Annotated in this window: 19 protein-coding genes and 1 tRNA gene; 10 read left to right on the top strand and 10 right to left on the bottom strand. The window is 60.7% G+C overall.

Going from position 1 to position 23,128, the window contains the following annotated elements:
• Nucleotides 1-259: 259 nt before the first annotated feature.
• The 6 genes from DFO48_RS08505 to cysS all read right to left on the bottom strand — a co-directional run bounded on the left by DFO48_RS08505 (nt 260) and on the right by cysS (nt 6,214).
• Nucleotides 260-352 (bottom strand) — tRNA-Ser (locus DFO48_RS08505).
• Between the two features lie 54 nt (nt 353-406).
• Entirely contained in the window at nt 407-1,672 is a 1,266-nt protein-coding gene (locus DFO48_RS08500; protein ID WP_003057587.1) for an aspartate kinase, read from the bottom strand.
• 93 nt (nt 1,673-1,765) lie between these two features.
• A complete protein-coding gene (gene tilS, locus DFO48_RS08495; protein WP_199406964.1) occupies nt 1,766-2,770 on the bottom strand; it encodes a tRNA lysidine(34) synthetase TilS in 1,005 nt (334 codons plus the stop codon).
• 145 nt (nt 2,771-2,915) lie between these two features.
• Nucleotides 2,916-3,893: an acetyl-CoA carboxylase carboxyltransferase subunit alpha gene (locus DFO48_RS08490; protein WP_003076249.1), complete on the bottom strand. Its 978-nt coding sequence runs from the start codon at nt 3,891-3,893 to the stop codon at nt 2,916-2,918.
• Between the two features lie 60 nt (nt 3,894-3,953).
• Entirely contained in the window at nt 3,954-4,778 is an 825-nt protein-coding gene (locus DFO48_RS08485) for a DNA-3-methyladenine glycosylase (RefSeq protein ID WP_003076255.1), read from the bottom strand.
• 50 nt (nt 4,779-4,828) lie between these two features.
• The gene (gene cysS, locus DFO48_RS08480) at nt 4,829-6,214 is read right to left on the bottom strand and encodes a cysteine--tRNA ligase (protein WP_003076258.1); all 1,386 of its coding nucleotides are present in this window, start codon (nt 6,212-6,214) and stop codon (nt 4,829-4,831) included.
• A 222-nt stretch (nt 6,215-6,436) separates the two neighbouring features.
• Here cysS and DFO48_RS08475 point away from each other — a divergent pair, with 222 nt between their 5' ends.
• The 4 genes from DFO48_RS08475 (at nt 6,437) to DFO48_RS08460 (ending at nt 9,487) form a co-directional block, all read left to right on the top strand.
• The gene (locus tag DFO48_RS08475; protein ID WP_114863095.1) at nt 6,437-7,000 is read left to right on the top strand and encodes a tetratricopeptide repeat protein; all 564 of its coding nucleotides are present in this window, start codon (nt 6,437-6,439) and stop codon (nt 6,998-7,000) included.
• Between the two features lie 131 nt (nt 7,001-7,131).
• The gene (locus DFO48_RS08470) at nt 7,132-7,716 is read left to right on the top strand and encodes a peptidylprolyl isomerase (protein ID WP_003076263.1); all 585 of its coding nucleotides are present in this window, start codon (nt 7,132-7,134) and stop codon (nt 7,714-7,716) included.
• 69 nt (nt 7,717-7,785) lie between these two features.
• Nucleotides 7,786-8,313: a peptidylprolyl isomerase gene (locus tag DFO48_RS08465; protein WP_003076264.1), complete on the top strand. Its 528-nt coding sequence runs from the start codon at nt 7,786-7,788 to the stop codon at nt 8,311-8,313.
• Between the two features lie 376 nt (nt 8,314-8,689).
• Nucleotides 8,690-9,487 (top strand): UDP-2,3-diacylglucosamine diphosphatase, encoded by a 798-nt coding sequence (locus DFO48_RS08460; protein WP_114863094.1) that lies wholly within the window; start codon nt 8,690-8,692, stop codon nt 9,485-9,487.
• A gap of 191 nt (nt 9,488-9,678) precedes the next feature.
• On the opposite strand, the gene DFO48_RS08455 is transcribed toward DFO48_RS08460, so the two are convergent.
• Complete coding sequence (locus DFO48_RS08455; protein ID WP_114863093.1) at nt 9,679-11,325, bottom strand: acyl-CoA synthetase; 1,647 nt, start codon at nt 11,323-11,325, stop codon at nt 9,679-9,681.
• A gap of 592 nt (nt 11,326-11,917) precedes the next feature.
• Here DFO48_RS08455 and dnaG point away from each other — a divergent pair.
• From dnaG to DFO48_RS08425, 6 genes are all read left to right on the top strand, one after another.
• Nucleotides 11,918-13,903: a DNA primase gene (gene dnaG / locus DFO48_RS08450; RefSeq protein ID WP_114863092.1), complete on the top strand. Its 1,986-nt coding sequence runs from the start codon at nt 11,918-11,920 to the stop codon at nt 13,901-13,903.
• 275 nt (nt 13,904-14,178) lie between these two features.
• Nucleotides 14,179-16,626 (top strand): RNA polymerase sigma factor RpoD, encoded by a 2,448-nt coding sequence (gene rpoD / locus DFO48_RS08445; RefSeq protein ID WP_003076272.1) that lies wholly within the window; start codon nt 14,179-14,181, stop codon nt 16,624-16,626.
• A gap of 147 nt (nt 16,627-16,773) precedes the next feature.
• Nucleotides 16,774-17,766, top strand: a complete 993-nt coding sequence (locus DFO48_RS08440) for a tripartite tricarboxylate transporter substrate binding protein (RefSeq protein ID WP_114863091.1) — start codon at nt 16,774-16,776, stop codon at nt 17,764-17,766.
• Nucleotides 17,767-17,787: 21 nt separating this feature from the next.
• The gene (locus tag DFO48_RS08435) at nt 17,788-18,732 is read left to right on the top strand and encodes a ketopantoate reductase family protein (RefSeq protein WP_114863090.1); all 945 of its coding nucleotides are present in this window, start codon (nt 17,788-17,790) and stop codon (nt 18,730-18,732) included.
• A 356-nt stretch (nt 18,733-19,088) separates the two neighbouring features.
• Nucleotides 19,089-19,394 carry a helix-turn-helix domain-containing protein gene (locus tag DFO48_RS08430; protein ID WP_003057624.1) on the top strand — a complete coding sequence of 102 codons (306 nt, stop codon included), beginning with the start codon at nt 19,089-19,091 and terminating at the stop codon, nt 19,392-19,394.
• Nucleotides 19,395-19,523: 129 nt separating this feature from the next.
• The gene (locus tag DFO48_RS08425) at nt 19,524-19,877 is read left to right on the top strand and encodes an FKBP-type peptidyl-prolyl cis-trans isomerase (protein ID WP_003076278.1); all 354 of its coding nucleotides are present in this window, start codon (nt 19,524-19,526) and stop codon (nt 19,875-19,877) included.
• A gap of 77 nt (nt 19,878-19,954) precedes the next feature.
• Here the strand turns inward: DFO48_RS08425 and DFO48_RS08420 are convergent, their stop codons facing one another.
• The 3 genes from DFO48_RS08420 to DFO48_RS08410 all read right to left on the bottom strand — a co-directional run bounded on the left by DFO48_RS08420 (nt 19,955) and on the right by DFO48_RS08410 (nt 23,125).
• Entirely contained in the window at nt 19,955-20,461 is a 507-nt protein-coding gene (locus DFO48_RS08420; protein ID WP_003076280.1) for a hypothetical protein, read from the bottom strand.
• A 197-nt stretch (nt 20,462-20,658) separates the two neighbouring features.
• The gene (locus DFO48_RS08415; RefSeq protein ID WP_003076283.1) at nt 20,659-22,743 is read right to left on the bottom strand and encodes a VC_2705 family sodium/solute symporter; all 2,085 of its coding nucleotides are present in this window, start codon (nt 22,741-22,743) and stop codon (nt 20,659-20,661) included.
• Nucleotides 22,736-23,125, bottom strand: coding sequence for a DUF4212 domain-containing protein (locus tag DFO48_RS08410; RefSeq protein WP_034349047.1), 390 nt, complete (start codon nt 23,123-23,125; stop codon nt 22,736-22,738). Before DFO48_RS08410 ends, DFO48_RS08415 begins: the two co-directional genes overlap by 8 nt.
• Nucleotides 23,126-23,128: the final 3 nt, after the last annotated feature.

Genomic DNA, 23,128 nt, shown 5'->3' with positions numbered 1-23,128 from the left:
GAGCGCTTGATAACTCCGAAGAGTTTGTTCCGAAGAACTGGCTGCTTGCCCTCAAACGCCCACGCTTATCGGCTGTATTTTTTTAAGGAACCGAGTGCAAAATCAGAAGAACCGATCTTGAATCTCGTTGCTTGCTGCGATCAGCGAAGCCTTGCATTGTAGCCTGTTTTCACCAGACTCAAATCAAAGTTTGAAACTTTTTGTCAAGACCCAGAAGGTCTTGACAAAAAGAAAAAGCCTTTCGGCTTTTTCTTTGATTTGGCGGAAACGGAGGGATTCGAACCCTCGATGAGGCTCTACACCCCATACTCCCTTAGCAGGGGAGCACCTTCGGCCACTCGGTCACGTTTCCGGAATGACGCTATTGTAAACAGCTTTTTTGTTCGTTTTTGGAAAGTTGCGAAAATTATTCGCTTTTGTCCAAACCGAAGGCGGTGTGCAGGGAGCGCACAGCCAACTCCAGGTACTTCTCGTCGATCACGACCGAAGTCTTGATCTCTGAAGTCGAGATCATCTGGATGTTCACGCCTTCCTTGCTCAGAGCACGGAACATGGTGGAGGCCACGCCCACATGGCTGCGCATGCCGATGCCGACGATGCTGACCTTGGCGATATTGGGATTGCCCACCACTTCGGAAGCACCCAGTGCAGGAACAACGCTTTCACGCAGCAGCTCCATGGCGCGCTGGTAGTCGCCCTGGCTCACGGTGAAGCTGAAGTCGGTCTTACCGTCCTTGGAGATGTTCTGGATGATCACATCGACTTCGATGTTGGCATCGGCCACGGGACCGAGGATGGCAGCAGCCACACCGGGGGTATCAGGCACGCCCAGCACGGAGATCTTGGCCTCGCCACGGTTGAAAGCGATGCCGGATACGACAGCCTTTTCCATTTTTTCGTCTTCCTCAAAAGTAATCAGCGTGCCGGACTTGGCTTCTTCTTCCAGATCGATATCCCAGGGCGTGAAGCTGGACAGCACACGCATGGGCACCTTGTACTTGCCTGCAAACTCCACGGAGCGGATCTGCAGCACCTTGGAGCCCAGGCTGGCCATTTCCAGCATTTCCTCGAAGCTCACCGTACCCAGGCGCTTGGCAGCAGGCACCACACGGGGATCGGTTGTGTAGACGCCATCCACATCGGTATAGATCAGGCATTCGGCAGCCTTCAGGGCGGCAGCAACGGCCACGGCAGAAGTATCTGAACCGCCACGACCCAGCGTGGTGATATTGCCTTCAGGATCGATCCCCTGGAAGCCGGTCACGATCACGACACGACCTGCCTCGAGGTCGGCGCGCACACGCTTGTCGTCGATGGACTCGATGCGAGCCTTGGTGTAGCTGCTATCGGTGCGCACGGGCACTTGCCAGCCCGCATAGCTGACGGACTCCATGCCTTCAGCCTGCAGCGCAATGGCCAGCAGCGCCGAGGATGCCTGCTCGCCAGTGGCGGCCAGCATATCGAGCTCACGATAGTACGAACTCTTGGCGTGGCTGGGAGCCAGTTCGCTGGCCAGACCCAGCAAACGGTTGGTTTCGCCACTCATGGCGCTGGGCACAACCACCAACTGGTGACCTGCCCGAGCCCATTTGGCCACACGCTTGGCGACGTTGCGGATGCGCTCTGTCGAGCCCATCGAGGTGCCGCCGTATTTATGAACGATCAGTGCCATTGGATACTAAAGGGTGACGAAACAGCAGCCACGGCGCAGGTCACAAAGGTTTTGGCGCGCCGGCGGTTTTCGTACAGGTAAAAAAACCAAAACCTAGGAATTGTACCAACCGAGACTTGCCCCCTGGCGCTCCACAAAACCCCGCCCCACCTTGATGTGGATGCGGTGCCCTCGCGTAGTGCAAACGCCGAGCTGCGCCATGAGCTGCGCAAGCTGGGCCGCAGTCGGCGTTGTGCCATGTTCGGTGCGCAGCCAATAACGCAGAACATTGCCCAGACGTGCCTCACTCAAACTCTGCAGCGCCTTGATGGCGGGCGGCGCCCCCACCAACTGCAGATCTGCCGCAGCCTGCTGATCCAGCAGTTCGGACGCCTGGGCACAATGGGCACTGCTGCGCGCAAAGGTGCTGCGAAACTGCGGAAAGACCTGCTCCAGCACTGGCAGCAGCTGAGCCCGGATGCGGTTGCGCGTGTAGCCTGGATCGGCATTCGTCGGGTCCTCGACCCAGCTCAAATCCCTGAGCTGCAACCAGTCGCGCAGCGCCTGGCCCGGCACTGCCAGCAAGGGCCGGAACCACTCCAGCCCCGCTCTTTGCCAATGGCCGGGCATGGCTGCCAGACCGGCCACACCTGCGCCGCGCGAGAGCGCCAGCAGCAAGGTCTCGACCTGATCGTCGGCATGCTGGGCCAGCGCCATGGAGCGTACTGCATCCAGCGGCACACCATCTGCAGCCAGCCAGGGCTGGCCGGCCGCCTGAATCAAGGCCGCATAGCGCCCCTGGCGCGCCGCATCTTCGGGGCTTTGCCCCTGCACGTTGCGCGCATCGATGGCGCAGACCTTGAGGACAATGCCGTGGCTGGCGCATAGCTGCTCGCAGTGCTGCTGAAAACCATCAGCTGCAGCCTGCAAACCATGGTGCACATGAATCGCCCTCACCTGCCCCGGCCAGCGCGCATGGCAGGCCAGCAGCAGAGCCGACGAATCGGCTCCGCCACTGAAGGCCACGACCAGCGGCAGCGGCGGCTTGAATGCAGCGATGGCCGCATCCACCCGAGCCGCCGAAGCCCCCAACAGCTCAGCATCTGACTGGGCTTGCATGAACAACAAACTCCCTCTTTCCAACTCAATAGCGCCCAACGCTTACTTGGCAAAGGCTTAAGGCGTATTTCGCTCATAAACTCTCGACAAAAACAAATGGCTCCCGAAGGAGCCATTGTGCGCAAGCGGCATCAAGCCCGCTGGATCAGCGGTTGTCAGCCTTGGTGTCGGCAAACTTGCCATAGCTCTGAATGCGCTCGTAGCGACGATCCTGCAGCTCCTTGGGCTTGAGATCGGTCAGCTGGCGATAGGCGTCACCCAGTGCACGCTTGAGGAAGGCCCCCATTTGCTTGTGATCGCGGTGAGCACCGCCCACAGGCTCGTTGACGATCTTGTCCACCAGCCCCAGCGCCTTGAGGCGGTGGGCGGTGATGCCCATGGCATCCGCTGCTTCCTGGGCTTTTTCGCCGGTCTTCCAAAGAATGGAGGCGCAGCCCTCGGGGCTGATCACCGAGTACACGGAATATTGCAGCATCAGCACCTGGTCGGCCACGGCAATGGCCAGCGCACCGCCCGAGCCACCTTCACCGATGATGGTGGTGATGATGGGGGTCTGCAACTGAGCCATTTCGTAGATGTTGCGACCGATGGCCTCGGACTGACCACGCTCCTCAGCATCGATACCGGGGAAGGCGCCGGGCGTGTCCACAAACGTGAACACGGGCAGCTTGAACTTCTCGGCCGTCTTCATCAGACGCAAGGCCTTGCGATAGCCTTCGGGACGCGTCATACCGAAGTTGCGCAGTGTGCGCTCCTTGGTATCGCGGCCCTTTTGATGACCGATCACCATGCAGGGCTGACCGTTGAAGCGCGCCAGGCCACCGATGATGGACTGGTCATCGGCAAAGTGGCGGTCGCCGTGCATTTCGACAAAGTCGGTAAAGCACTCGCGCACATAGTCGAGCGTATAGGGGCGCTCGGTATGACGGGCAATCTTGGTGATCTGCCAGGGGGTCAGGTCGCTGTAGATGTCCTTGGTCAGCTGCAGGCTTTTCTTGCTGAGCTGGTCGATCTCTTCCGAGATATCTACTGCGCTTTCAGTCTGCACATAGCGCAGTTCTTCGATTTTGGATTCGAGTTCTGCAATGGGCTGCTCAAAATCCAGAAAGTTCTTTTTCGCCAACGTATTTCTCCTTGTGCCAGCCTGTTGCAATCCTTGCAATCGGCCAGTGGACAGATGTCATCAAGCCACAGGCTGCGCCTCGAGCGAGCGCCAAATATACCAAGTTGCAACCGTGCACCACGGTTTCCAAGCCTCGGCAACTTCACGGGCATCGCTGCGACTGACAGGATCGCCCGAAAAATGATTGAGAGAGATGCCCTGTATCAAACCGGCATCGTCCAGAGGCAGCACATTGGGCCGCCCCAGGCAGTAAATCAGAAAATTCTCGGCCGTCCAGCGGCTGAGACCGCGTATGGACATCAGCTCGGCAATGATGACTTCATCGCTCATCTGAGCCCATTCATCCATATGCAGGCGATGCTCGGTGAAGTGCAGGGCCAGATCGACCAGATAGTCCACCTTGCGAGCCGACAGCCCCGCGCCACGCATATCATCCACCTTGAGCCTGAGCACCTGCTCGGGCTGCATGGCAGCAGGTAGCCTGGCGAACTTGTTCCACAGGGTCTTGGCCGACTTTGCAGAGATCTGCTGCCCGATGATGGAGCGGGCCAATGTGGCAAAGGCCTGCTCCTGCCCGCAAGGCTGCAGCGCCTGGCTGCCGAGTTGCGGAATCAGGCGCTTGAGCACGCGATCGCGGCGCATGAGCTGACGGCAGGCCTCGGCCCAATAGGCAGGCACGCCATCGGGCAGATCCAGATGGATCTTGGGCGCAGCCACTTTGGGCGCGACTGCCTGCTTTGCAGTTGTACCCGCTGGCTGAGCAATGGCTGCCGCCCCCAAAGGCGCTACAGGCAAAGGCGCAGCCGGCCCCATCGGCACGGGCAGATCAGCCACCAGCGGCAGCTGCTCGAACTCCATGGTGTCCAGATGCTTGACCGCACTCATGCGCGACTCTCCGCACTGCTCACACAGTTGATGGAATATTGCATGCAGCCTCAGCCCTTTGCGGCCGCTTCCCAGCTCGTGCCCGCAGCCGAGTCCTTGAGGACGATGCCCTGCTCGAGCAGTTCCTTGCGGATGCGGTCTGCCTCGGCCCAGTTCTTGGCTGCCTTGGCGGCTGTGCGGGCGGCGATCTGCGCTTCGATGGCAGCAGCATCCACGCCTTCAGCGCCAGCTTGCAAGAACTTCTGGGGCTCGGTCTGCAGCAGACCCAGGCTTGCTCCCAGCACCTTGAGCAGGCCCGCCACTTCAGGCGACTTGCTGCGGTTGACCTCTGCGGCCAGCTCGAACAACACGGCCACGGCTTCGGGTGTGCCAAAGTCCTCATCCATCGCAGCCTTGAAGCGGGCGGCGTAGGAATTGCTCCAGTCGATCTGCACCTCGGCGGGGGCCACCAGATCCAGGGCGGTATAGAGGCGCTTGAGCGCACCACGCGCATCATCGAGATGCACGTTGGAATAGTTCAGCGGGCTGCGGTAGTGGCTGCGCACGACGAAGAACCGGATGGTCTCGGCGTCGTATTCCTTGAGCACATCGCGGATGGTGAAAAAGTTGCCCAGCGACTTGGACATCTTCTCGTTGTCCACATTGATGAAGCCGTTGTGCATCCAGGTACGGGCAAACGGCTTTCCGGTCGCGCCTTCGCTCTGGGCAATCTCGTTCTCGTGGTGAGGGAACTGCAGATCGGCACCACCTCCGTGGATATCAAAGCTCTCGCCCAGCAGCTCGCAACCCATGGCCGAGCATTCGATATGCCAGCCGGGTCGGCCCTCACCAAACGGGCTCTGCCATTTCACATCGGCCGGCTCGTCGGCCTTGGACGACTTCCACAGCACAAAGTCCAGCGGATCATGCTTGCCGTCAGCCACGGCAACACGCTCACCGGCGTTGAGTTCGTCCAGCGTCTTGCCCGAAAGCTTGCCGTAGCCAGGGAACTTGCGCACGGCGTAGTTCACATCGCCATTGCCGGCCTGATAGGCCAGACCCTTGGTCTGCAGCTGGGCGATCATGCTCAGCATCTGCGGCACGTATTCGGTGGCGCGCGGCTCCAGCGTGGGGCGCTCGATACCCAGCGCATCCGCATCCTGGTGCAGCGCATCGATCATGCGATCGGTGAGGCTGCGGATGGTCTCGCCGTTTTCCACCGCGCGCCTGATGATCTTGTCGTCGATGTCGGTGATGTTGCGCACATAGGTCACCTTGTAGCCGCTGGCACGCAGCCAGCGCTGCACCACGTCGAAAGCCACCATGGAGCGCGCGTGGCCCAGGTGGCACAGGTCATAGACCGTCATGCCACAGACGTACATACGCACATGGCCCGGCTCCAGCGGCGAAAACGATTCCAGTGCACGCGACAGCGTGTTGTAGATACGCAAACTCATGAATCTTGAAATTGGGAGAGAGGGTGGCGACCAGCAGCACTAGTCATGCCTGCGATGCATAAACCGTGCCTGCCATTCCCTGAGGCTGAAAAATGCGCACTAGCATCCAGACACATCCCGGTCCGGCCAGACGCCTAAGCGCCGCACACCCCTCAGCTACAATTCCCCCCAGTATAAGCTCCCGCCGCAGCGCAGTTCTTGCGGCGCCATGAAAGCACCTACATGCCTGTACGCAACTTGTTCAGTACCGCAGCGCGTGCGGCAGCCCTGGCTGCCTTGCTCGCTGCAGGTAGCGCCCACGCCGACGATTACACGGATGTTGCCCAGTTGCTCAAAAGCGGCAAGACGCAGCAGGCGCTGCAAAAAGCGGACACCTATTTGGCCAAAAATGCGCGCGACCCACAGATGCGCTTTCTGCGCGGCATTGCGCTGAGCAATGACGGCAAGACCGAGGACGCGATTGCGGCTTTTCGCCAGCTGACCGAGGACTATCCCGAGCTGCCCGAGCCCTATAACAACCTGGCCGTGATCTATGCACGCCAGGGAGACCTGGATCGCGCTCGCTCCGCACTTGAAGCTGCCGTGCGCAACAATCCGAACTATGCCGTGGCACATGAGAACCTGGGCGATATCTATGCCCGCCTGGCCTATCAGTCCTATGCGCAGTCCCTGGCCAAGGGCGGCCGCCCAGCAGCGCTAAACCCCAAGCTCAAGCAGCTCAAGGACCTGCTGCAGCCTGCGGCCTCCCTCACAACGCCAGCCCCTGCCCAGCCTGCTCAGCGCTGAAGCGGTTTTTTGCCATCGCCGCCCTTCTCCTTCTTGTGAAGCAGGCCGGCGCCCTCAGCTGCCTCAAGCCTGTTTTCGCAGCCGCTATCCCAGCGGCCCTGCCCAAGGCCCACTTACCCAGGAATATGACCATGCTGAATTTCCGTCGAAACAGCCTCAAAGCTCTGTCCGCCATTGCGCTGACAGCCACTGTTTTTGCAATCCCCGGCCTGGCCCAGGCGCAATCCAAGGTGCAGCTCAAGACCAGCATGGGCGATATCGTGCTGGAACTGAACGATGCCAAGGCGCCCAAGAGCGCCGCCAATTTTCTGCAATATGTGCGCGACAAGCACTATGACGGCACGGTGTTCCACCGCGTGATTGACGGCTTCATGATCCAGGGTGGCGGCATGGACGCCAATCTGAATGAAAAGCCCACACGCGCCCCGATTCCGCTGGAAGCCAGCAACGGCCTCAAGAACGACCGCGGCACGATTGCCATGGCGCGCACCGGCAACCCCAACTCTGCCACCTCGCAGTTCTTCATCAATGTGGTGAACAACGACATGCTCAACGCCCCCAAGCCCGACGGCCATGGCTATGCCGTCTTCGGCAAGGTCGTCAAGGGCATGGATGTGGTGGACAAAATCCGCGCCGTGGCTACGGGCAACCGTGGCATGCACCAGAATGTGCCCACGACGCCGGTAACAATCCTCTCTGCCACCGAAATCAAGTAAACAACCCGGCGGCGCTGCACCTGCCGGGCTGCACCCGCCTCTTTACTCCTTCCTCTAGAAAGCACAGACATGAGCAATCCCCAAGTCGAACTGCACGTGACCATCAACGTGGCTGACACCGCAACCCAGGGCGTGATCACCCTGGAACTGGACGCCGTGAACGCGCCCAAGTCCACCGAGAACTTCCTGAGCTACGTGAACCAGGGCTTCTACAACGGCACTATCTTCCACCGCGTGATCAAGAACTTCATGATCCAGGGTGGCGGCTTTGCAGCCGACATGAAGCAAAAGGAAACTGCTGCTCCCATCGAGAACGAAGCCAAGAACGGCCTGAAGAACGACAAGTACACGATTGCCATGGCTCGCACCAGCGATCCTCACAGTGCAACCGCCCAGTTCTTCATCAACACCGTGGACAACGGCTTCCTGAACCACACCGCTCCCACCGGCCAGGGCTGGGGCTATGCCGTGTTCGGCAAGGTCGTCAAGGGTGAAGAAGTCGTGGACGCCATCAAGAAGGTGCGCACCACCCGCAAGGGCTTCCACGACGACGTGCCTTTCGACGCCGTGGTGATCGACAAGGCCGTGGCCCTGTAATTTGATCCCCCTGAGCCGCTTTGCGGCTTCCCCCTGAGGGGGACGACGGCCTCGCTGCGGGGCGGCCCTTGCTTGCCGTCTCTCGCACGAGGCCGTTGTTGTTTTAGAAGCCGCTTACTTCACGACTTACGCAAAACGGGTTCTGGCAGGATGACTGCCTCTGGAAGCAGGCTGTTGTTGCATTCTTGTTTGCGCAAGTCCTCACTTGTTCAAATGACTGAATCCATCATTCATTCAGATCCCCGCACGACTGCGCCTCAGGTGACGCAGCTGCAAGGCGCCCCCGGCAGGGACGACGGCCTCGCTGCGAGGCGGCTCTTGCTTGCCGTCTCTCGCTCTGAGCCGTTATTGTTTTCAGGCTGCGTAATATCATCACATGACTGATTCTTCAGATCCCCGCACGACTGCTCCTCAGGTGGCGCAGCTGCAAGGCGCACCCGACTGGCGAGCTATCGACTTTATTTCCGATCTGCACCTGCAGCCATCCGAGCCGCAGACGGTCGAAGCCTGGCGCAGCTATCTGGCACGCAGCACGGCCGATGCCATCTTTATCCTCGGCGATCTGTTTGAAGTCTGGGTCGGTGACGATGCACTCGATGAGCCCGGCAGCTTCGAAGCCGACTGCGCAGCCGTGCTGCGCGAGGCGGCACAGCAGCGCCCGCTGTTCTTCATGGTCGGCAACCGCGACTTTCTGGCCGGTGACGAATTTCTGCGCCGAAGCGGCATGACTGGCCTTTCCGACCCCACGGTGCTGCGGTGGGCAGGCACCAGCATCCTGCTCAGCCATGGCGATGCGCTATGCCTTGACGATGTGGATTACCAGCAATTCCGGGCTGTTTCGCGCTCTGCCGCCTGGCAGCAACAACTGCTGGCCCAGCCCCTGGCCGTGCGCCGCGCGATCGGCAAATCGGCACGCAGCGAAAGCGAACAACGCAAGCAAAGCGGCGCTCCCTACGCGGATGCCGACGCGCAGATGAGCAGCTCCTGGATGCAGGCCGCGCAAGCGCCCTGGCTGATTCACGGCCATACCCATCAGCCAGCCGACCACGCACTGGGCAATGACCAATGGCGCATCGTGCTCAGCGACTGGCATATCGATGCCGATACACGTCGCGCCGAGGTGCTGCGCGTGACGCCCGAAGGCTGGCAGCGCATACCGCCCGATCTGGCCTGACGCGCTGCCCGGCTGCAGCTACCTTATTGAGAGCTTTTTGCGCAGGCCATTCATAGATTTCAGATTGAAAACTACCCAAGTTCTATGAATAGCAGGCGCTAACAGCTATCAAATTTACCGAACCGACAAACGCAAAAAAGCCCGCTGCCCGCATAGCCAAGGCACCGGGCTTCGGGGTTGGCGGCCGGATCTCAGACCGAGATGGCGGAAGCCGAGCCTGCCTGCTTGCGCAGCTCGAACTTCTGGATCTTGCCCGTGCTGGTCTTGGGCAGCTCGCCAAACACCACGGCGCGCGGCACCTTGTAGCCGGCCAGGTGCTTCTTGCAGTGGGCAATGATGTCTTGCTCCGTGGTCTCGGCTCCGGCCTTGAGCTCAATGAAGGCGCAGGGCGTCTCGCCCCATTTGGGGTCGGGCTTGGCCACCACGGCTGCAGCCAGCACAGCAGGGTGGCGATAGAGCACATCCTCCACTTCGATCGAGGAGATGTTCTCGCCTCCCGAGATGATGATGTCCTTGCTGCGGTCCTTGATCTGGATATAGCCGTCGGGATGCTGCACGGCCAGGTCGCCGCTATGGAACCAGCCGCCGCGGAAAGCCTCCTGCGTCGCCTGCGGGTTCTTGAGATAGCCCTTCATGGCGATATTGCCCTGGAACATGATCTCCCCCATGGTCTGGCCGTCGCGCGGCACGGGCTGCATGGTTTCGGGATCCAGCACGGCCGCAGAGCGCTGCAGGTGATAGCGCACGCCCTGGCGCGAGTTCAGGCGGGCGCGCTCACCGATATCGAGCGCATTCCAGCTCTCATGCTTGGCGCAGACCGTGGCCGGCCCATAGGTTTCGGTCAGACCGTAGACGTGGGTGATGTCAAAGCCCATGGCTTCCATGCCTTCGATCATCGATGCGGGCGGCGCGGCCCCTGCCACCATGGCCTTGACGCCTGCGGGCACGCCCTGCTTCATGGCGGCCGGCGCATTCACCAGCAGGCTGTGCACAATGGGCGCGCCGCAGTAATGGGTCACGCCATGGTTGAGGATGGCTTCAAACACCGCCTGCGCATCCACCCGGCGCAGGCAGACGTTGACCGCCGCGCGCGCTGCCACCGTCCAGGGAAAACACCAGCCGTTGCAGTGGAACATGGGCAGCGTCCACAGGTAGACGGCGTGCTTGGGCATGTCCCACTCCAGCACATTGCTGATGGCATTGTTGTGCGCGCCGCGATGGTGGTAGACCACGCCCTTGGGGTTGCCTGTGGTGCCGCTGGTGTAGTTCAGCGCAATCGCATCCCATTCGTCGCCGGGCCACTGCCAGTCGAAGCCGGCATCGCCCTGGGCCACAAAGCTCTCGTAGTCGATGACACCGATCTGCTCGGCCGCCTCGCCATAGACGCTGTCCTCGACCTGGATCACATGGATGGGTTCTGTGCCCTTGCGCAATTTGAGTGCCCTGGCCATCAAGGCCGCAAACTCGGGGTCCACGATCAGGGCCTTGGCTTCGCCGTGATCCAGCATGAATGCCAGGGTCTCGGCATCGAGCCGGGTGTTGAGCGTGTTGAGCACGGCACCGGCCATGGGCACGCCAAAGTGCGCCTCCACCATGGGCGGCGTATTGGGCAGCATCACGGCCACGGTGTCGTTCTTGCCAATGCCGATTTTCTGCAGGCTGCTGGCCAGCTGACGACAACGCGCATAGGTTTGTGCCCAGCTCTGGCGCAAGTCGCCATGAACAATGGCCAGGCGCTCGGGATAGACCTCGGCCGTGCGGGCAATAAAGCCCAGCGGCGTCAGCGCGGCATGGTTGGCGGTATTCGGTGCGAGGTTCAGATCGAAAGAACTTGTCATGTTTGTCTCCTGAGCGTTTTGTACCCCAGCATGGGTCACGCCAGGCTTACAACCGAGCGCCATACAGGCCTGTTGTGATCGGCATCAAGCAGTTGCTCCCGAAATGGCCGCACCGCGCCGGCAAACCGGCATGTGACATGCACAGACAAACCAGAGCAATGCAAAAGGTCATTCAGCAAGACAGTACTTTCAACAGCTTCTGAAAATCGATAAATTCATTTGAAATCAACCACATGGAACCCCATTGAAAAACGCCCTCATTCCCCAAGCAGGGCCAACTCATGCAAGTCATCTATAAGACATCATTTATCTGACAGACCAATCACCAGGACTTCGAATCGCTCTTAGAATGCGCACATGTTTTGAGGGCATGACTGCCTGTACTGGCGGTACAAGACCGGCATCTCTGCCCGCACGGAGCCGGTCGCAAGCCTCAAGACTGTGTGGCGGAGGAGACGTTTTAGAGGAGAGCCTGGCAATGATCCAGGCATCAGGAGACCTGAGCCTGCACCCATCGGTGCAGGCTTTTTTTTGCCCGCCTGCACATTCCTGCCCCGCCATCGGCGTTTGCCGAAAAAGGCAAAATACGCGGGTGGCCATTCCCCAATCATTCATCCAAGAGTTGCTCTCCCGCGTCGACGTGGTCGACATCGTGGGCCGCTATGTGCAGCTCAAAAAGGGCGGCGCCAACTTCATGGGCCTATGCCCTTTCCATAGCGAGAAGTCGCCCTCTTTCACGGTCAGCCCCAGCAAGCAGTTCTTTCACTGCTTTGGCTGCGGCAAGAACGGCAATGCCATCGGCTTTCTGATGGAGCATGCCGGCATGGGCTTTGTCGAAGCCGTGCAGGAGCTTGCCAACCAATGCGGTTTGCAAGTGCCGCAGGACGACATCAGTCCTGCCGAGCGCCAGCGCCAGGCTCAACAAAAGCAAAAAGCCGAGACCCTGAGCGACCTTCTGGAAAAAGCTGGCGAGTCCTATCGCAAACAGCTCAAGGCCGCACCCAAGGCCATCGAGTATCTGAAAAAGCGCGGCGTCTCGGGCGAAGTCTCCAAGCGCTTCGGCCTAGGCTATGCACCTGCAGGCTGGCATGGCCTTGCCAGCGTGTTCGCCGAGTACGACAACCCGCAGCTTGAAGAATGCGGGCTGGTCATCGTGGGTGAGGACGACAGCCGCCGCTACGACCGCTTTCGCGACCGGCTGATGTTCCCGATTCGCAATGTCAAAGGCGAATGCATAGGCTTTGGCGGACGGGTGTTTGGCGATGAAAAGCCCAAATACCTGAACTCCCCCGAAACCCCGGTCTTCCACAAGGGCCGCGAACTCTACGGCCTCTACGAGGCCCGGCAGGCCCTGCGCGACATGGGCTACGCGCTGGTCACCGAGGGCTACATGGACGTGGTGGCGCTCGCCCAGCTGGGCTTTGCCAATGCCGTGGCCACGCTGGGAACGGCCTGCACGCCCGAGCATGTGCAAAAGCTGTTCCGCTTTACCGATGCCGTGGTCTTCAGCTTCGACGGCGACGGCGCGGGCCGACGCGCCGCGCGCAAGGCGCTGGATGCGGCACTGCCGCTGGCGACGGACACGCGCTCCATCAAATTCCTGTTCCTGCCTTCGGAACATGACCCCGACAGCTTCATCCGCGAATTCGGCCCCGAGGCCTTCTCGCGTTATGTAGGCGACGCCACACCGCTGAGCCGTTTCCTCATCGAATCGGCCAGCGAAGGCTGCGACCTGGGCCAGACAGAAGGCCGCGCCCACATGGCCAGCAACGCCCGGCCGCTGTGGTCGCTGCTGCCCGACGGAGCCCTCAAGCGCCAGCTGCTCTCAGAAATCGCAGCCCTGGCCCAGCTGGACTCGCGCGACCTCTCCGATATCTGGGCGCAGGAAGCCGCACGCACCGCCCCCATTGCCCGCCGCGCGCCTGCGCCCTCCGGCCCTCAGGCACCGGAATGGGATGCACCCCCAGCCAACTGGGAAAGCGCCCCCGACTGGGCCGATGCTGCAGCACCGGCCCCCTCATACCCAAGCCAGGGCAGCGGTGGCAACTGGTCGAGCCGCAAGGAATTCGGCCGATCGCGCAAGCCCTGGGGCAAGAAGGGCGAGGACTGGAACCCGCCGCAGCTGGGCCCGCGCCCCACGCCGGTCAGCCGCGAAGACCAGGCCGCACGCCTGCTGATGTGTCACATGGAGTTCATGGAAGAGATGACCCATGAGGATTTCGATGCCCTGGCTCGCTGCAACCAAAGCCATGCCCCCTTGTTTCGCTGGCTGGAGGCCCAGTTCACCGAGTCCGGGCCGCGCTCCTGGGCAGTGCTGCGCGAGCAATTGCAAGGCACGCCTTGCGAGCCACTGGCCCAAAAGCTCATGAGCGGCGCCCATGCCAACCCCGAAGGCGAGGTGGACGAGTTGCGCAAGGAATTGCGCGGCACGCTCAATCTGATCCTCGTGGATCACCTCAAGCGCGAGGAGGCCCGGGCGCTCAAGGAGATCGCCACCGACCCCACCGCGGCAAGGCGTTACATAGAGTTTCAACAGCGGCGAAAAAATTTATCTGTAATTATTAGCCCCGACTCTTGACAACTTTAAAAAAGGTATAATTTAGAGGATATAGGCAAGAGCGACAGCAACACCTCCGACCCGGGCACCGTGAAGAAATCACGTGATGGCAGCAACTGCATGGCCCATTTCTCGCAAGGATTGCATACCAAATGATCGCCCCAACATCTTGCCATGGAGTCTTTGTGCTCCGCCGGACAGGCTAGGCCTGTTCTTGCGCCAGCTTTCATGGCGTTTGTTTGCATTTTCCGTTTTCCTTTGTGTGTTTGTGTGTGTTCGTACCGTGAGAGGTGTTCATGCCCGTTTCAAAGTCCGTGAAGTCCAAGCAGGCCCCAGAAGCTTCCGCGAAGCCCAAGACCTCTAAAACTTCCACTTCCGCAGCAGAGCCCGCGAAAAAGGCCAGTGCCAGCAAGCCTGCTGTGAAGAAGAGTGCTGCATCTGCAGCCGAAGCAAAGAAAGACACCACCGTGGTTACCAAGTCACAAGCCGAACTCAAAGCCATGGCCGATGCGCTGCTGGCGCAGGCAACTCCCAAGCGCGGCCGCAAAAAGGCCGAAGAAGACGACGACACAGCGGCCGCTCCTGCCGCCAAGAAGACTGTCGCCAAAAAGGCCCCAGCCGCCAAGAAGGCAGCCGCCGTCAAGGCCCCTGCTGCCAGCGCCGATGCCGACAAGGCTCCCGCCAAGCGCGGTCGCAAGCCCAAGGCCAAGGAAGCCGACGAGGACATGGATGATGCAGACCTGTCGGATATCGACAGCGATCTGGAAGGTGAAGTCGAAGAGGAGGCATCGACCGAAGCGTCTGCTGCTCCTGCCGAAAAGGCCAAGCCTCTGCGCATGAAGATCAGCAAGGCGAAGGAACGCGCCTTGATGAAGGAATTCGGCCTGGACGAGACCGTTCTGACCGAAGAGGAAATGAACACCCGCCGTCAGCGTCTGAAGATGCTGATCAAGCTGGGCAAGACCCGCGGCTACCTGACCCACGCCGAAATCAACGACCACCTGCCCGACAAGCTGGTCGATGCCGAAACGCTGGAAGTCGTGATCTCCATGTTGAACGACATGGGCGTGGCCGTGTACGAGCAGACTCCCGATGCGGAAACCCTGCTGCTGAACAACACCGGCCAGTCGGCGACCACCGAAGAGGAAGCGGAAGAAGAGGCCGAAGCGGCTCTGTCCACCGTGGACTCCGAATTCGGTCGCACCACCGACCCCGTGCGCATGTACATGCGTGAAATGGGCACCGTCGAACTGCTGACACGCGAAGGCGAAATCGAAATCGCCAAGCGCATCGAAGGCGGTCTGATGGACATGATGGAAGCCATCTCGGCCTCCCCCGCGACCATCGCCGAAATCCTCAACATGGCCGAGGAGATCCGCGAAGGCAAGGTTGTCATCTCCACCGTGGTGGACGGTTTCGTCAATGCCAACGAGAACGACGACTATGTGGCCGAGGAAGACTTCGACGAATACGACGAAGAAGACGATGACGACGGCAAGGGCGGCTCCAAGGCCCTGACCAAGAAGCTCGAAGAGCTCAAGAACGAAGCCCTGGGTCGCTTTGACTCCATGCGCGAGCTCTTCGACAAGATGCACAAGGTGTATGACAAGGAAGGCTACGGCACCGAGGCATACATGAAGGTGCAAAAGGCCATCACCGAAGAGCTGATGACCATTCGCTTCACGGCCAAGACGATCGAGAAGCTGTGCGACCTGGTGCGCGCCCAGGTGGACGACGTGCGCAAGAAGGAACGCGAGCTGCGCAAGATCATCGTGGACAAGTGCGGCATGCCGCAGGAGCAGTTCATCAAGGACTTCCCGCCCAACCTGCTGAACCTGGACTGGGTCATCAAGCAAGTGGCGGCAGGCAAGAACTACAGCGCCGTGCTGGAGCGCAACATCCCGCCCGTGCAGGAGCTGCAGCAGAACCTGATCGACCTGCAGGCCCGCGTGGTTGTGCCCCTGGAAGAGCTCAAGCACATCAACAAGCGCATGAACAGCGGCGAGCGCGCCAGCCGTGACGCCAAGAAGGAAATGATCGAGGCCAACCTGCGTCTCGTGATCTCCATCGCCAAGAAGTACACCAACCGCGGTCTGCAATTCCTGGATCTGATCCAGGAAGGCAATATCGGCCTGATGAAGGCCGTGGACAAGTTCGAATACCGTCGCGGCTACAAGTTCTCGACCTATGCGACCTGGTGGATTCGTCAGGCCATCACGCGCTCCATCGCCGACCAGGCCCGCACGATCCGCATCCCGGTGCACATGATCGAGACCATCAACAAGATGAACCGCATCTCGCGCCAGCACTTGCAAGAGTTTGGTTTCGAGCCCGATGCGTCCATCCTGGCAGCCAAGATGGAGATCCCCGAGGACAAGATCCGCAAGATCATGAAGATCGCCAAGGAGCCGATCTCGATGGAAACCCCCATCGGCGACGACGACGACTCCCACCTGGGCGATTTCATCGAAGACGGCAACAACACGGCGCCTATCGATGCCGCCATGCAGGCCGGTCTGCGCGATGTGGTCAAGGACATCCTCGACGGCCTGACGCCTCGCGAAGCCAAGGTGCTGCGCATGCGCTTCGGCATCGAAATGTCCACCGACCATACACTGGAAGAAGTCGGCAAGCAGTTTGACGTGACGCGCGAGCGCATCCGTCAGATCGAAGCCAAGGCGCTGCGCAAGCTCAAGCACCCTTCGCGCTCCGACAAGCTGCGCAGCTTCATCGACTCACTGTAAAGTCAGTCCAAGGAGCCGGCTCGCCAGCTCCCTGCTACTCAAAGCCCCGATCTGTCTCAGGTCGGGGCTTTTTCGTATGCACCCCAGGTCAGCAAGCCTTTGCTTTCGGCCAAACACACCAAAAGACACATAACAACGGAGACAGACATGAACACAATCCAAGCAAACCGCTTTCCGACACGGCGCCAGTGGCTGGGCTATTCCGCTGCCTTGCTGTCTACACCTTTTGCTGCCATCGCCAATCCGCCCCAGCGCCTTGGCACGCAACTGCGTATCGTGATCCCCGCCAACCCCGGCGGCGGCTGGGACCAGACCGGCCGCGCCCTCGGCGCAGCGCTGACCAGCAGCGGCACGGTGGACAAGATCATTTATGAAAACATTGGCGGCAAGGGCGGCACCATCGGCTTGGCCGAGTACACCAAACGCTATGGCAGCGACCCCAACAGCCTGCTGATCGGCGGCATGGTCATGGTCGGTGCCCTGGCGCTGAACAAGAAGTCGGCAGAGCTGCATCAGGTGCAGCCCCTGGCGCGCCTGACCAGCGACTATCTGGTGGTGGCCGTGCCCACCGACTCGCCGCTTGCCAACCCCAAGGCTCTGGCCAAGGCCATGCGCGAGAACCTGCCTGCACTGACCATTGCCGGAGGCTCTGCAGGCGGTGTGGACCATATGTACGCGGGCATGCTGGCCCGCCTGGCCAAGGCCAATGCGGAGCAGCTGCAATACAAACCCTTTGCCGGCGGCAACGATGTGCTCCAGGCCCTGCTGCAAAAGCAGGTGCAGGTTGGAATCTCGGGTTACAGCGAGTTCAGAGAAGCCTTGCAGGCGGGCAAACTGCGCGCCCTCGGTGTTTCGTCACGCCGTGCCATGTTCGGCATTGCCTCCATGCGCGACCAGGGTCTGGATGCTGAAATGTCCAACTGGCGTGCCGTCTTTACAGGCAAGAATCTGCCGGCAGAACGCGCCCAGCAACTGCTGGCGGCTATCGACCACGCGAGCAACCAGGACAGCTGGAAGCAAGCCCTGGTCGGCAATAATTGGAACTCTTCTTGGCAGACCGGCAAGGCACTGCATGAATTTCTGGAGGTCGAAACCTCCACTGCCCAGTTGATGACCTATCTGCTCAAGCTCAAGAGCTGAGCCTCTTTGCGAGATAGCCGCATGAACATGCTCAACCACTGCGCTGCATCCCCCTGCCTGTCCATTGCCGTCATGGGTGCGGGCTCAGTGGGCTGCTACTTTGGTGCTCTGCTGGCACGCGCCGGCCACTCGGTCACGCTGATCGGCAGAGCATCGCATATGCAGGCCATCAGCCAGCACGGGCTGCGACTGCAGACTGCGACAGAAGATCTGAACATTCCCGTCACCACCAGCACCGAAGCCAGTGCCGTAGCAGGCACCGATGTAGTGCTGTTCTGCGTGAAATCCACCGACACCGAAGCAGCGGCTGCACAGATCAAACCCCACCTGGCAGCGCACACCCAGGTACTGAGCTTGCAAAACGGCGTGGACAACGACCAGCGCCTGCGCCAGGTGCTGGGTCAGCAGCCGGTGGCAGCGGCCGTGGTCTATGTGGCCACCGCCATGGCAGGCCCAGGCCATGTGCGTCACTTTGGGCGGGGCGAGCTGGTCATCGCGCCCTGTCTGCAAGGCGACGCGATCGCGGCCCAGTTCAGCGCCGCCGGCATTCCCACGCAGGTCTCGGATGGTGTGCTGGCCGCACTCTGGCAAAAACTCATCATCAACTGCGTTTACAACGCACTCTCCGCCCTCACCCAGCAGCCCTATGGCTGGCTGGTCGCGCAGCAGGGCGTACCCGCAGTGATGCAGGATATCGCCGCCGAATGCAAGGCCGTGGCTCTGGCCGACGGCGTGCAGTTGCCGACCTCCGTGGACGAGGCTGTAGCTGCCATAGCGCGCACCATGCCCCGGCAGCTCTCTTCCACGGCCCAGGATCTGGCGCGCAGCAAGCCCACGGAAATCGACCATCTCAACGGCTATGTGGTGCAACGCGGTCAGGCGCTGGGCATTGCCACACCGAGCAACCGTCTGCTGCTGGTGCTGGTGCAACTCAAGCAAATACCGACACCAAAGCAGGAACTATGATTTCCATAGCTGCATGCTCTGACAAATCAATGGCTAGAGTCAATTTTTACACCTGGAAACACCTAAGCCAGCACTAACACTTCCGGCGTAGCTCGCCAACCCGTCCCGAGGGCTGCACCAGCCCTGCCCCTATTGCTACAAACCCTGAAGCAAGCGAGTCTTCTCCCTGATTCGTGGCTGACCCGCAACACTTGCGCGCTGTTTGTGGCCTTTATCACTTCAAGGCGTTGCAGTCGAAGATTTGAAGCTACTAAACTTGTAGCAAAATAAATTAACCGCTATAGTCCATTGGACATGGCACTGAAAGCGCCTAGTGCGCCCAGCTCGACAACATCATTGCGCAAGGAGAAGCGTCCATGAGCTCCAAGGAAAACGCCGCCATCAACCAGCTGTTCGAGAAGCTCGAATGCCGCTATGCGCTGCGCGTGCTGTGGGCTTTGCGGGATGGCCATCCCCAGACCTTCCGACTGCTGCAAGACAGCGTGGGCGGTATCACTCCCAACACCTTGAACACCCGTATCAAGGAACTGCGTGAGTGCGGCCTGCTCGAGCATGGCAGCGACGGCTACACCGTCACCCTGACCGGGCAGGATCTGCTCAAGCGCCTGTCCGATGTACAAGCCTTTGCCAATCGCTGGGTTGCAGCGCGCGCCAAGAAGTAAACCTTGGCGCTGTTGCGGCCGGGGACCTGGCGGCAAGCGCGCACAACTATCATCCAAGGGCCCCAAGCATGCTTGGCCGGCCCTTTTTTCCATCGCCTTTTTCTGCTTTGCGCTGAAAGGAAATCCATCATGGCATTCAACACTACTGCCTCCGGCCTGCAATACGAAGACACCGTCGTAGGTGAAGGCAACGAAGCCAAAGCCGGTCAGAGCGTGACCGTGCACTACACCGGCTGGCTCTACAACAACGGCGTTCAAGGCGCCAAGTTCGACTCCAGCAAGGACCGCAACGATCCTTTCGTCTTTCCCCTGGGCGCCGGCATGGTCATCAAGGGCTGGGACGAAGGCGTGCAGGGCATGAAGGTGGGCGGTCAGCGCACGCTGCTGATTCCCGCTGCCCTGGGTTATGGTGCACGCGGCGCCGGTGGCGTGATCCCTCCCAACGCCACGCTGAAGTTTGACGTGGAACTGCTGGCCGTCTGAAAAACCGGCCGGTTCATGAAAAAAGCGGCTCTTCTAGGCCGCTTTTTTCTTTGCAAGAGGCTCGGCACAGATGGTGCTTATGTCTCATCCGCCTCAAACAGCACCCTGTGCAACGACGTATAGGCCTTGTCACCCGCAGCATCACGTATGCGCGGAGCCAGCGCTGCCAGCTGCTCATAACCCATGGCCGCCTCCACCGCCAGATTCAGCCTGAAGCCCTTGAGCCCCAGAGCCCCCGTGATGGACACCGCTATCGGATAGGCTCTCTGGTAGCGCCTCTGGGTGCTGCCAGGGTCGACGTCAGCAACTGCCAACGACGCCGAACTACTCTTTGAGAGCGAAGATGCATGGGCCTGTGCTGCTGCATCAGCCACAACGGACGACTCTCTTGTGGCCAGCCAGCCCTTGCCGACCAGCGCCAGAATATCGTCCTTGTTCACCCCCAGCGCCGAAGTTGCCTCCAGCACCTGCATGAGGCTGCGACGACCGTCAAACAGCAAAAAGGCCGAGCGCAGCCGCTGGCTCAGATCGGCATGGCGCTCCTTGAAGGCCAGCTGACCCTCGGGTGTTTTGACTAGATACATCGACCCTGCCCTCTGTGCATTGAATTGCTTTCAGCCCTGCAGGGTGGCAGTTATGGCAGCAGGTGAAAAGCGGGTTTTCCTGCAAGCAAGGTTCGCGCATGCTCCAGATCAGCCATCAGCTCACGGCGGATCCTCAGCAGGAAACCGCCTCGAGCCCGATCCCAAAAAACGCCGAAGGCCATCACATCAAGAGTTATTCAAACTCTCGCCCGCCGCTGCTCCCACCAGCTCACGAGCAATGTAGTGGCCAAGCCCACCGGCACTCCAAACACTCCGGCCGAGATGGGCTGAATGCCCCACCAGAGTGCCTCGCCACGAAGGACCGACGGCAGAACCCCTTGCAGGCCAGGAACGTGAGAGACCATGTAGTAAAGCGTCACGGCCAGGCCCAGCAGCATGCCGGCCACCGCACCACGGCGCGTTGTGCCGCGCCAGAAGATGCCCAGCACCATGGCCGGCACAAAAGCCGAGCCTGCCAGAGAGAAGGAGGCCGAGACCATGGGAAGAATGTCCGAAGAGCGCCGCGCCGCCACAAACGCCGCCGACAGGGCCACCAGCAGCAATGCGAATTTGGAAAGAATCACGCGCTGTTCGGGCGACATGCGGCGCTTGCGCGTATCCAGGCGCTGGCGCTCCTGGAAATAGAGATCCCGCACCAGGGCATTGCTGATGGTCAGCAGCAGTCCGTCGGCCGTGGACAGGGCCGCCGCCAGCCCGCCAGCAGCCACCAGCCCGGAGAGCACATAAGGCATGCCGCCGAGTTCTGGAGTGGCCAGCATGATGAGGTCGGCCCCCATGCGGATTTCGGCAAACTGCAAAATGCCATCGCCGTTGATGTCCTCCACCGACAGCAGCGAGGCGTCCACCCTTGACCACTGCGCTATCCAGTTCGGCAAGGCATCGAAATGCGTGCCAACGAGATTGCTCATGACCTCGTACTTCACCAGCACAGCCAAGGCTGGCGCCCCCAGATACAGCAACCCGATGAAGAACAGCGACCAGGCCACCGAGGTACGCGCCGCAGACACCGAGGGAACCGTGAAATAGCGCGTGAGCAAGTGCGGCAGCCCGGCAGTGCCGACCATCAAGCAAAACATCAGCGCCAGAAAATTGCGCCGACTTTCCTCATAGGCCTGCTGCTCGGCCGGCGAGCCATGTGGATCCCCCGCGAAAGGCTGGCTTTGCAGCGGCATGCCGCCCAGCGGCTTGGCCCGCTCATAGGCCTCGTGCAGCTCGCGGCTCCAGAGCTCGCGTGCCGCCGCCTCGTCCTTGGGCATGGCGGCCAGTTCCCGGCTGGCGGCCATGATGGCGCCGATATTGCCGCTGCTGGTGCGCAGCTCGCGAATATGCTCGCTCAGTGCCTGACGTTCAGCCGCCAGCACATTGGGTACATCGCGCAGCTTGGCCTGCAGCACCTGAGCGCGCGTGCGGTAGGCCTCCAGCACAGACTGCTCGGCCTCTGAGGCCAGCAACTGCTGCTCCATGGCGCCAATCTTGCCCAATTGCTGACTATAGGCCAGCTGCGCCCATGGGTTGCCCAGCTGTTTGTAGGCCAGCCAGGAGACCGGCAGCATGAAGGCCAGCAAGATGACCACATATTGCGCCACCTGGGTCCAGGTGATTGCCCGCATTCCGCCGAGGAAGGAGCACAGCAGCACGCCGCCCAGCCCCAGCATGATGCCTATCTCGAACTGAACACCGGTCAGCCGCGCGGCAATCAGGCCCACACCATAGATCTGCGCCACCACATAGGTGAAGGAACAGGTGATGGCCGCCAGCGCAGCGATGATGCGCGGCCAGCGTCCGCCATAGCGCGCCTGAAAGAAATCCGGCACGGTATAGAGATTCATGGCCCGCAGATAAGGGGCAATCAGCATGCCGACCAGGCAAAACCCGCCCGTCCATCCCAGGACATAGGCCAGCCCGCCAGGCTGCGTACCGGTTCCCGAAAAGCCTTGCAGATAAAGCGCGCCGGAGAGGCTGATGAACGAGGCTGCGCTCATCCAGTCAGCAGCGGCCGCCATGCCGTTGTAGAAAGGCGGAATGCGCCGGCCGGCGACGAAATACTCCTCGGCATCGCTGGTGCGCGAATACACGCCGATGGCCGCGTACACCATCACTGTGGAGAACAGAAAGATGGGCCCTATCCAGTGCCGCGACAGCCCGCGCTCCTCGGCCCAGAGCATGGCCAGCAAAAAGCCCGCCGTTCCCAGCACATAGAGAAAAAGAATGCGATGCAGCCGCCAGTGGTAGGCACGGCTCAGAACGGGCCGCTCAGGCATGAAGATCTGAAGCGGCAGAGGAGGCGTCGTGAGCCTCAGCCGCTTTGCGCGCCTCGTCACGCGCCTGTTGGCGTTCAAAATAATCCATGGCTACACAATAGACCACGATGATGAGCAGGAACATCAGGACCGCCCCTTGGGCCGCCATCCAGTAGGCCACGGGCCAGTCGGGCACCAGCGCCTGGATATCCCGCGCAAAGTAGCAGATGCCAAATGAAAATACCACCCAGACCGTCAGCAACAAGGCCTTGAGTCTCAGGTGGTAGGTATCGTGCAGATCCGGCGGGAAGGTGACTTCCACCGGATTGCCCAAAGCATCGAATGCCTGCCGCGGAGCATCCGACACAGCATCGTCATGCACGGGCGCGTGATGCGTCTGCATGCC

Origin of the sequence: Comamonas sp. AG1104 (assembly GCF_003350425.1) — a bacterium.
In the GTDB taxonomy this organism is placed as follows: Bacteria; Pseudomonadota; Gammaproteobacteria; order Burkholderiales; family Burkholderiaceae_C; genus Comamonas; species Comamonas testosteroni.
Note: the sequence above shows the minus strand (reverse complement) of the source record. Positions and strands in the feature narration are given on the sequence as shown.

Excerpts from the sequence above, each read along its gene's own strand:
- DFO48_RS08500 (WP_003057587.1), bottom strand. The coding sequence starts at position 1,672 with ATGGCACTGATCGTTCATAAATACGGCGGCACCTCGATGGGCTCGACA.
- tilS (WP_199406964.1), bottom strand. The coding sequence starts at position 2,770 with ATGCAAGCCCAGTCAGATGCTGAGCTGTTGGGGGCTTCGGCGGCTCGG.
- DFO48_RS08485 (WP_003076255.1), bottom strand. The coding sequence starts at position 4,778 with ATGAGTGCGGTCAAGCATCTGGACACCATGGAGTTCGAGCAGCTGCCG.
- cysS (WP_003076258.1), bottom strand. The coding sequence starts at position 6,214 with ATGAGTTTGCGTATCTACAACACGCTGTCGCGTGCACTGGAATCGTTT.
- DFO48_RS08475 (WP_114863095.1), top strand. The coding sequence starts at position 6,437 with ATGCCTGTACGCAACTTGTTCAGTACCGCAGCGCGTGCGGCAGCCCTG.
- DFO48_RS08470 (WP_003076263.1), top strand. The coding sequence starts at position 7,132 with ATGCTGAATTTCCGTCGAAACAGCCTCAAAGCTCTGTCCGCCATTGCG.
- DFO48_RS08465 (WP_003076264.1), top strand. The coding sequence starts at position 7,786 with ATGAGCAATCCCCAAGTCGAACTGCACGTGACCATCAACGTGGCTGAC.
- DFO48_RS08460 (WP_114863094.1), top strand. The coding sequence starts at position 8,690 with ATGACTGATTCTTCAGATCCCCGCACGACTGCTCCTCAGGTGGCGCAG.
- DFO48_RS08455 (WP_114863093.1), bottom strand. The coding sequence starts at position 11,325 with ATGACAAGTTCTTTCGATCTGAACCTCGCACCGAATACCGCCAACCAT.
- rpoD (WP_003076272.1), top strand. The coding sequence starts at position 14,179 with ATGCCCGTTTCAAAGTCCGTGAAGTCCAAGCAGGCCCCAGAAGCTTCC.
- DFO48_RS08440 (WP_114863091.1), top strand. The coding sequence starts at position 16,774 with ATGAACACAATCCAAGCAAACCGCTTTCCGACACGGCGCCAGTGGCTG.
- DFO48_RS08435 (WP_114863090.1), top strand. The coding sequence starts at position 17,788 with ATGAACATGCTCAACCACTGCGCTGCATCCCCCTGCCTGTCCATTGCC.
- DFO48_RS08430 (WP_003057624.1), top strand. The coding sequence starts at position 19,089 with ATGAGCTCCAAGGAAAACGCCGCCATCAACCAGCTGTTCGAGAAGCTC.
- DFO48_RS08425 (WP_003076278.1), top strand. The coding sequence starts at position 19,524 with ATGGCATTCAACACTACTGCCTCCGGCCTGCAATACGAAGACACCGTC.
- DFO48_RS08420 (WP_003076280.1), bottom strand. The coding sequence starts at position 20,461 with ATGTATCTAGTCAAAACACCCGAGGGTCAGCTGGCCTTCAAGGAGCGC.
- DFO48_RS08415 (WP_003076283.1), bottom strand. The coding sequence starts at position 22,743 with ATGCCTGAGCGGCCCGTTCTGAGCCGTGCCTACCACTGGCGGCTGCAT.
- DFO48_RS08410 (WP_034349047.1), bottom strand. The coding sequence starts at position 23,125 with ATGCAGACGCATCACGCGCCCGTGCATGACGATGCTGTGTCGGATGCT.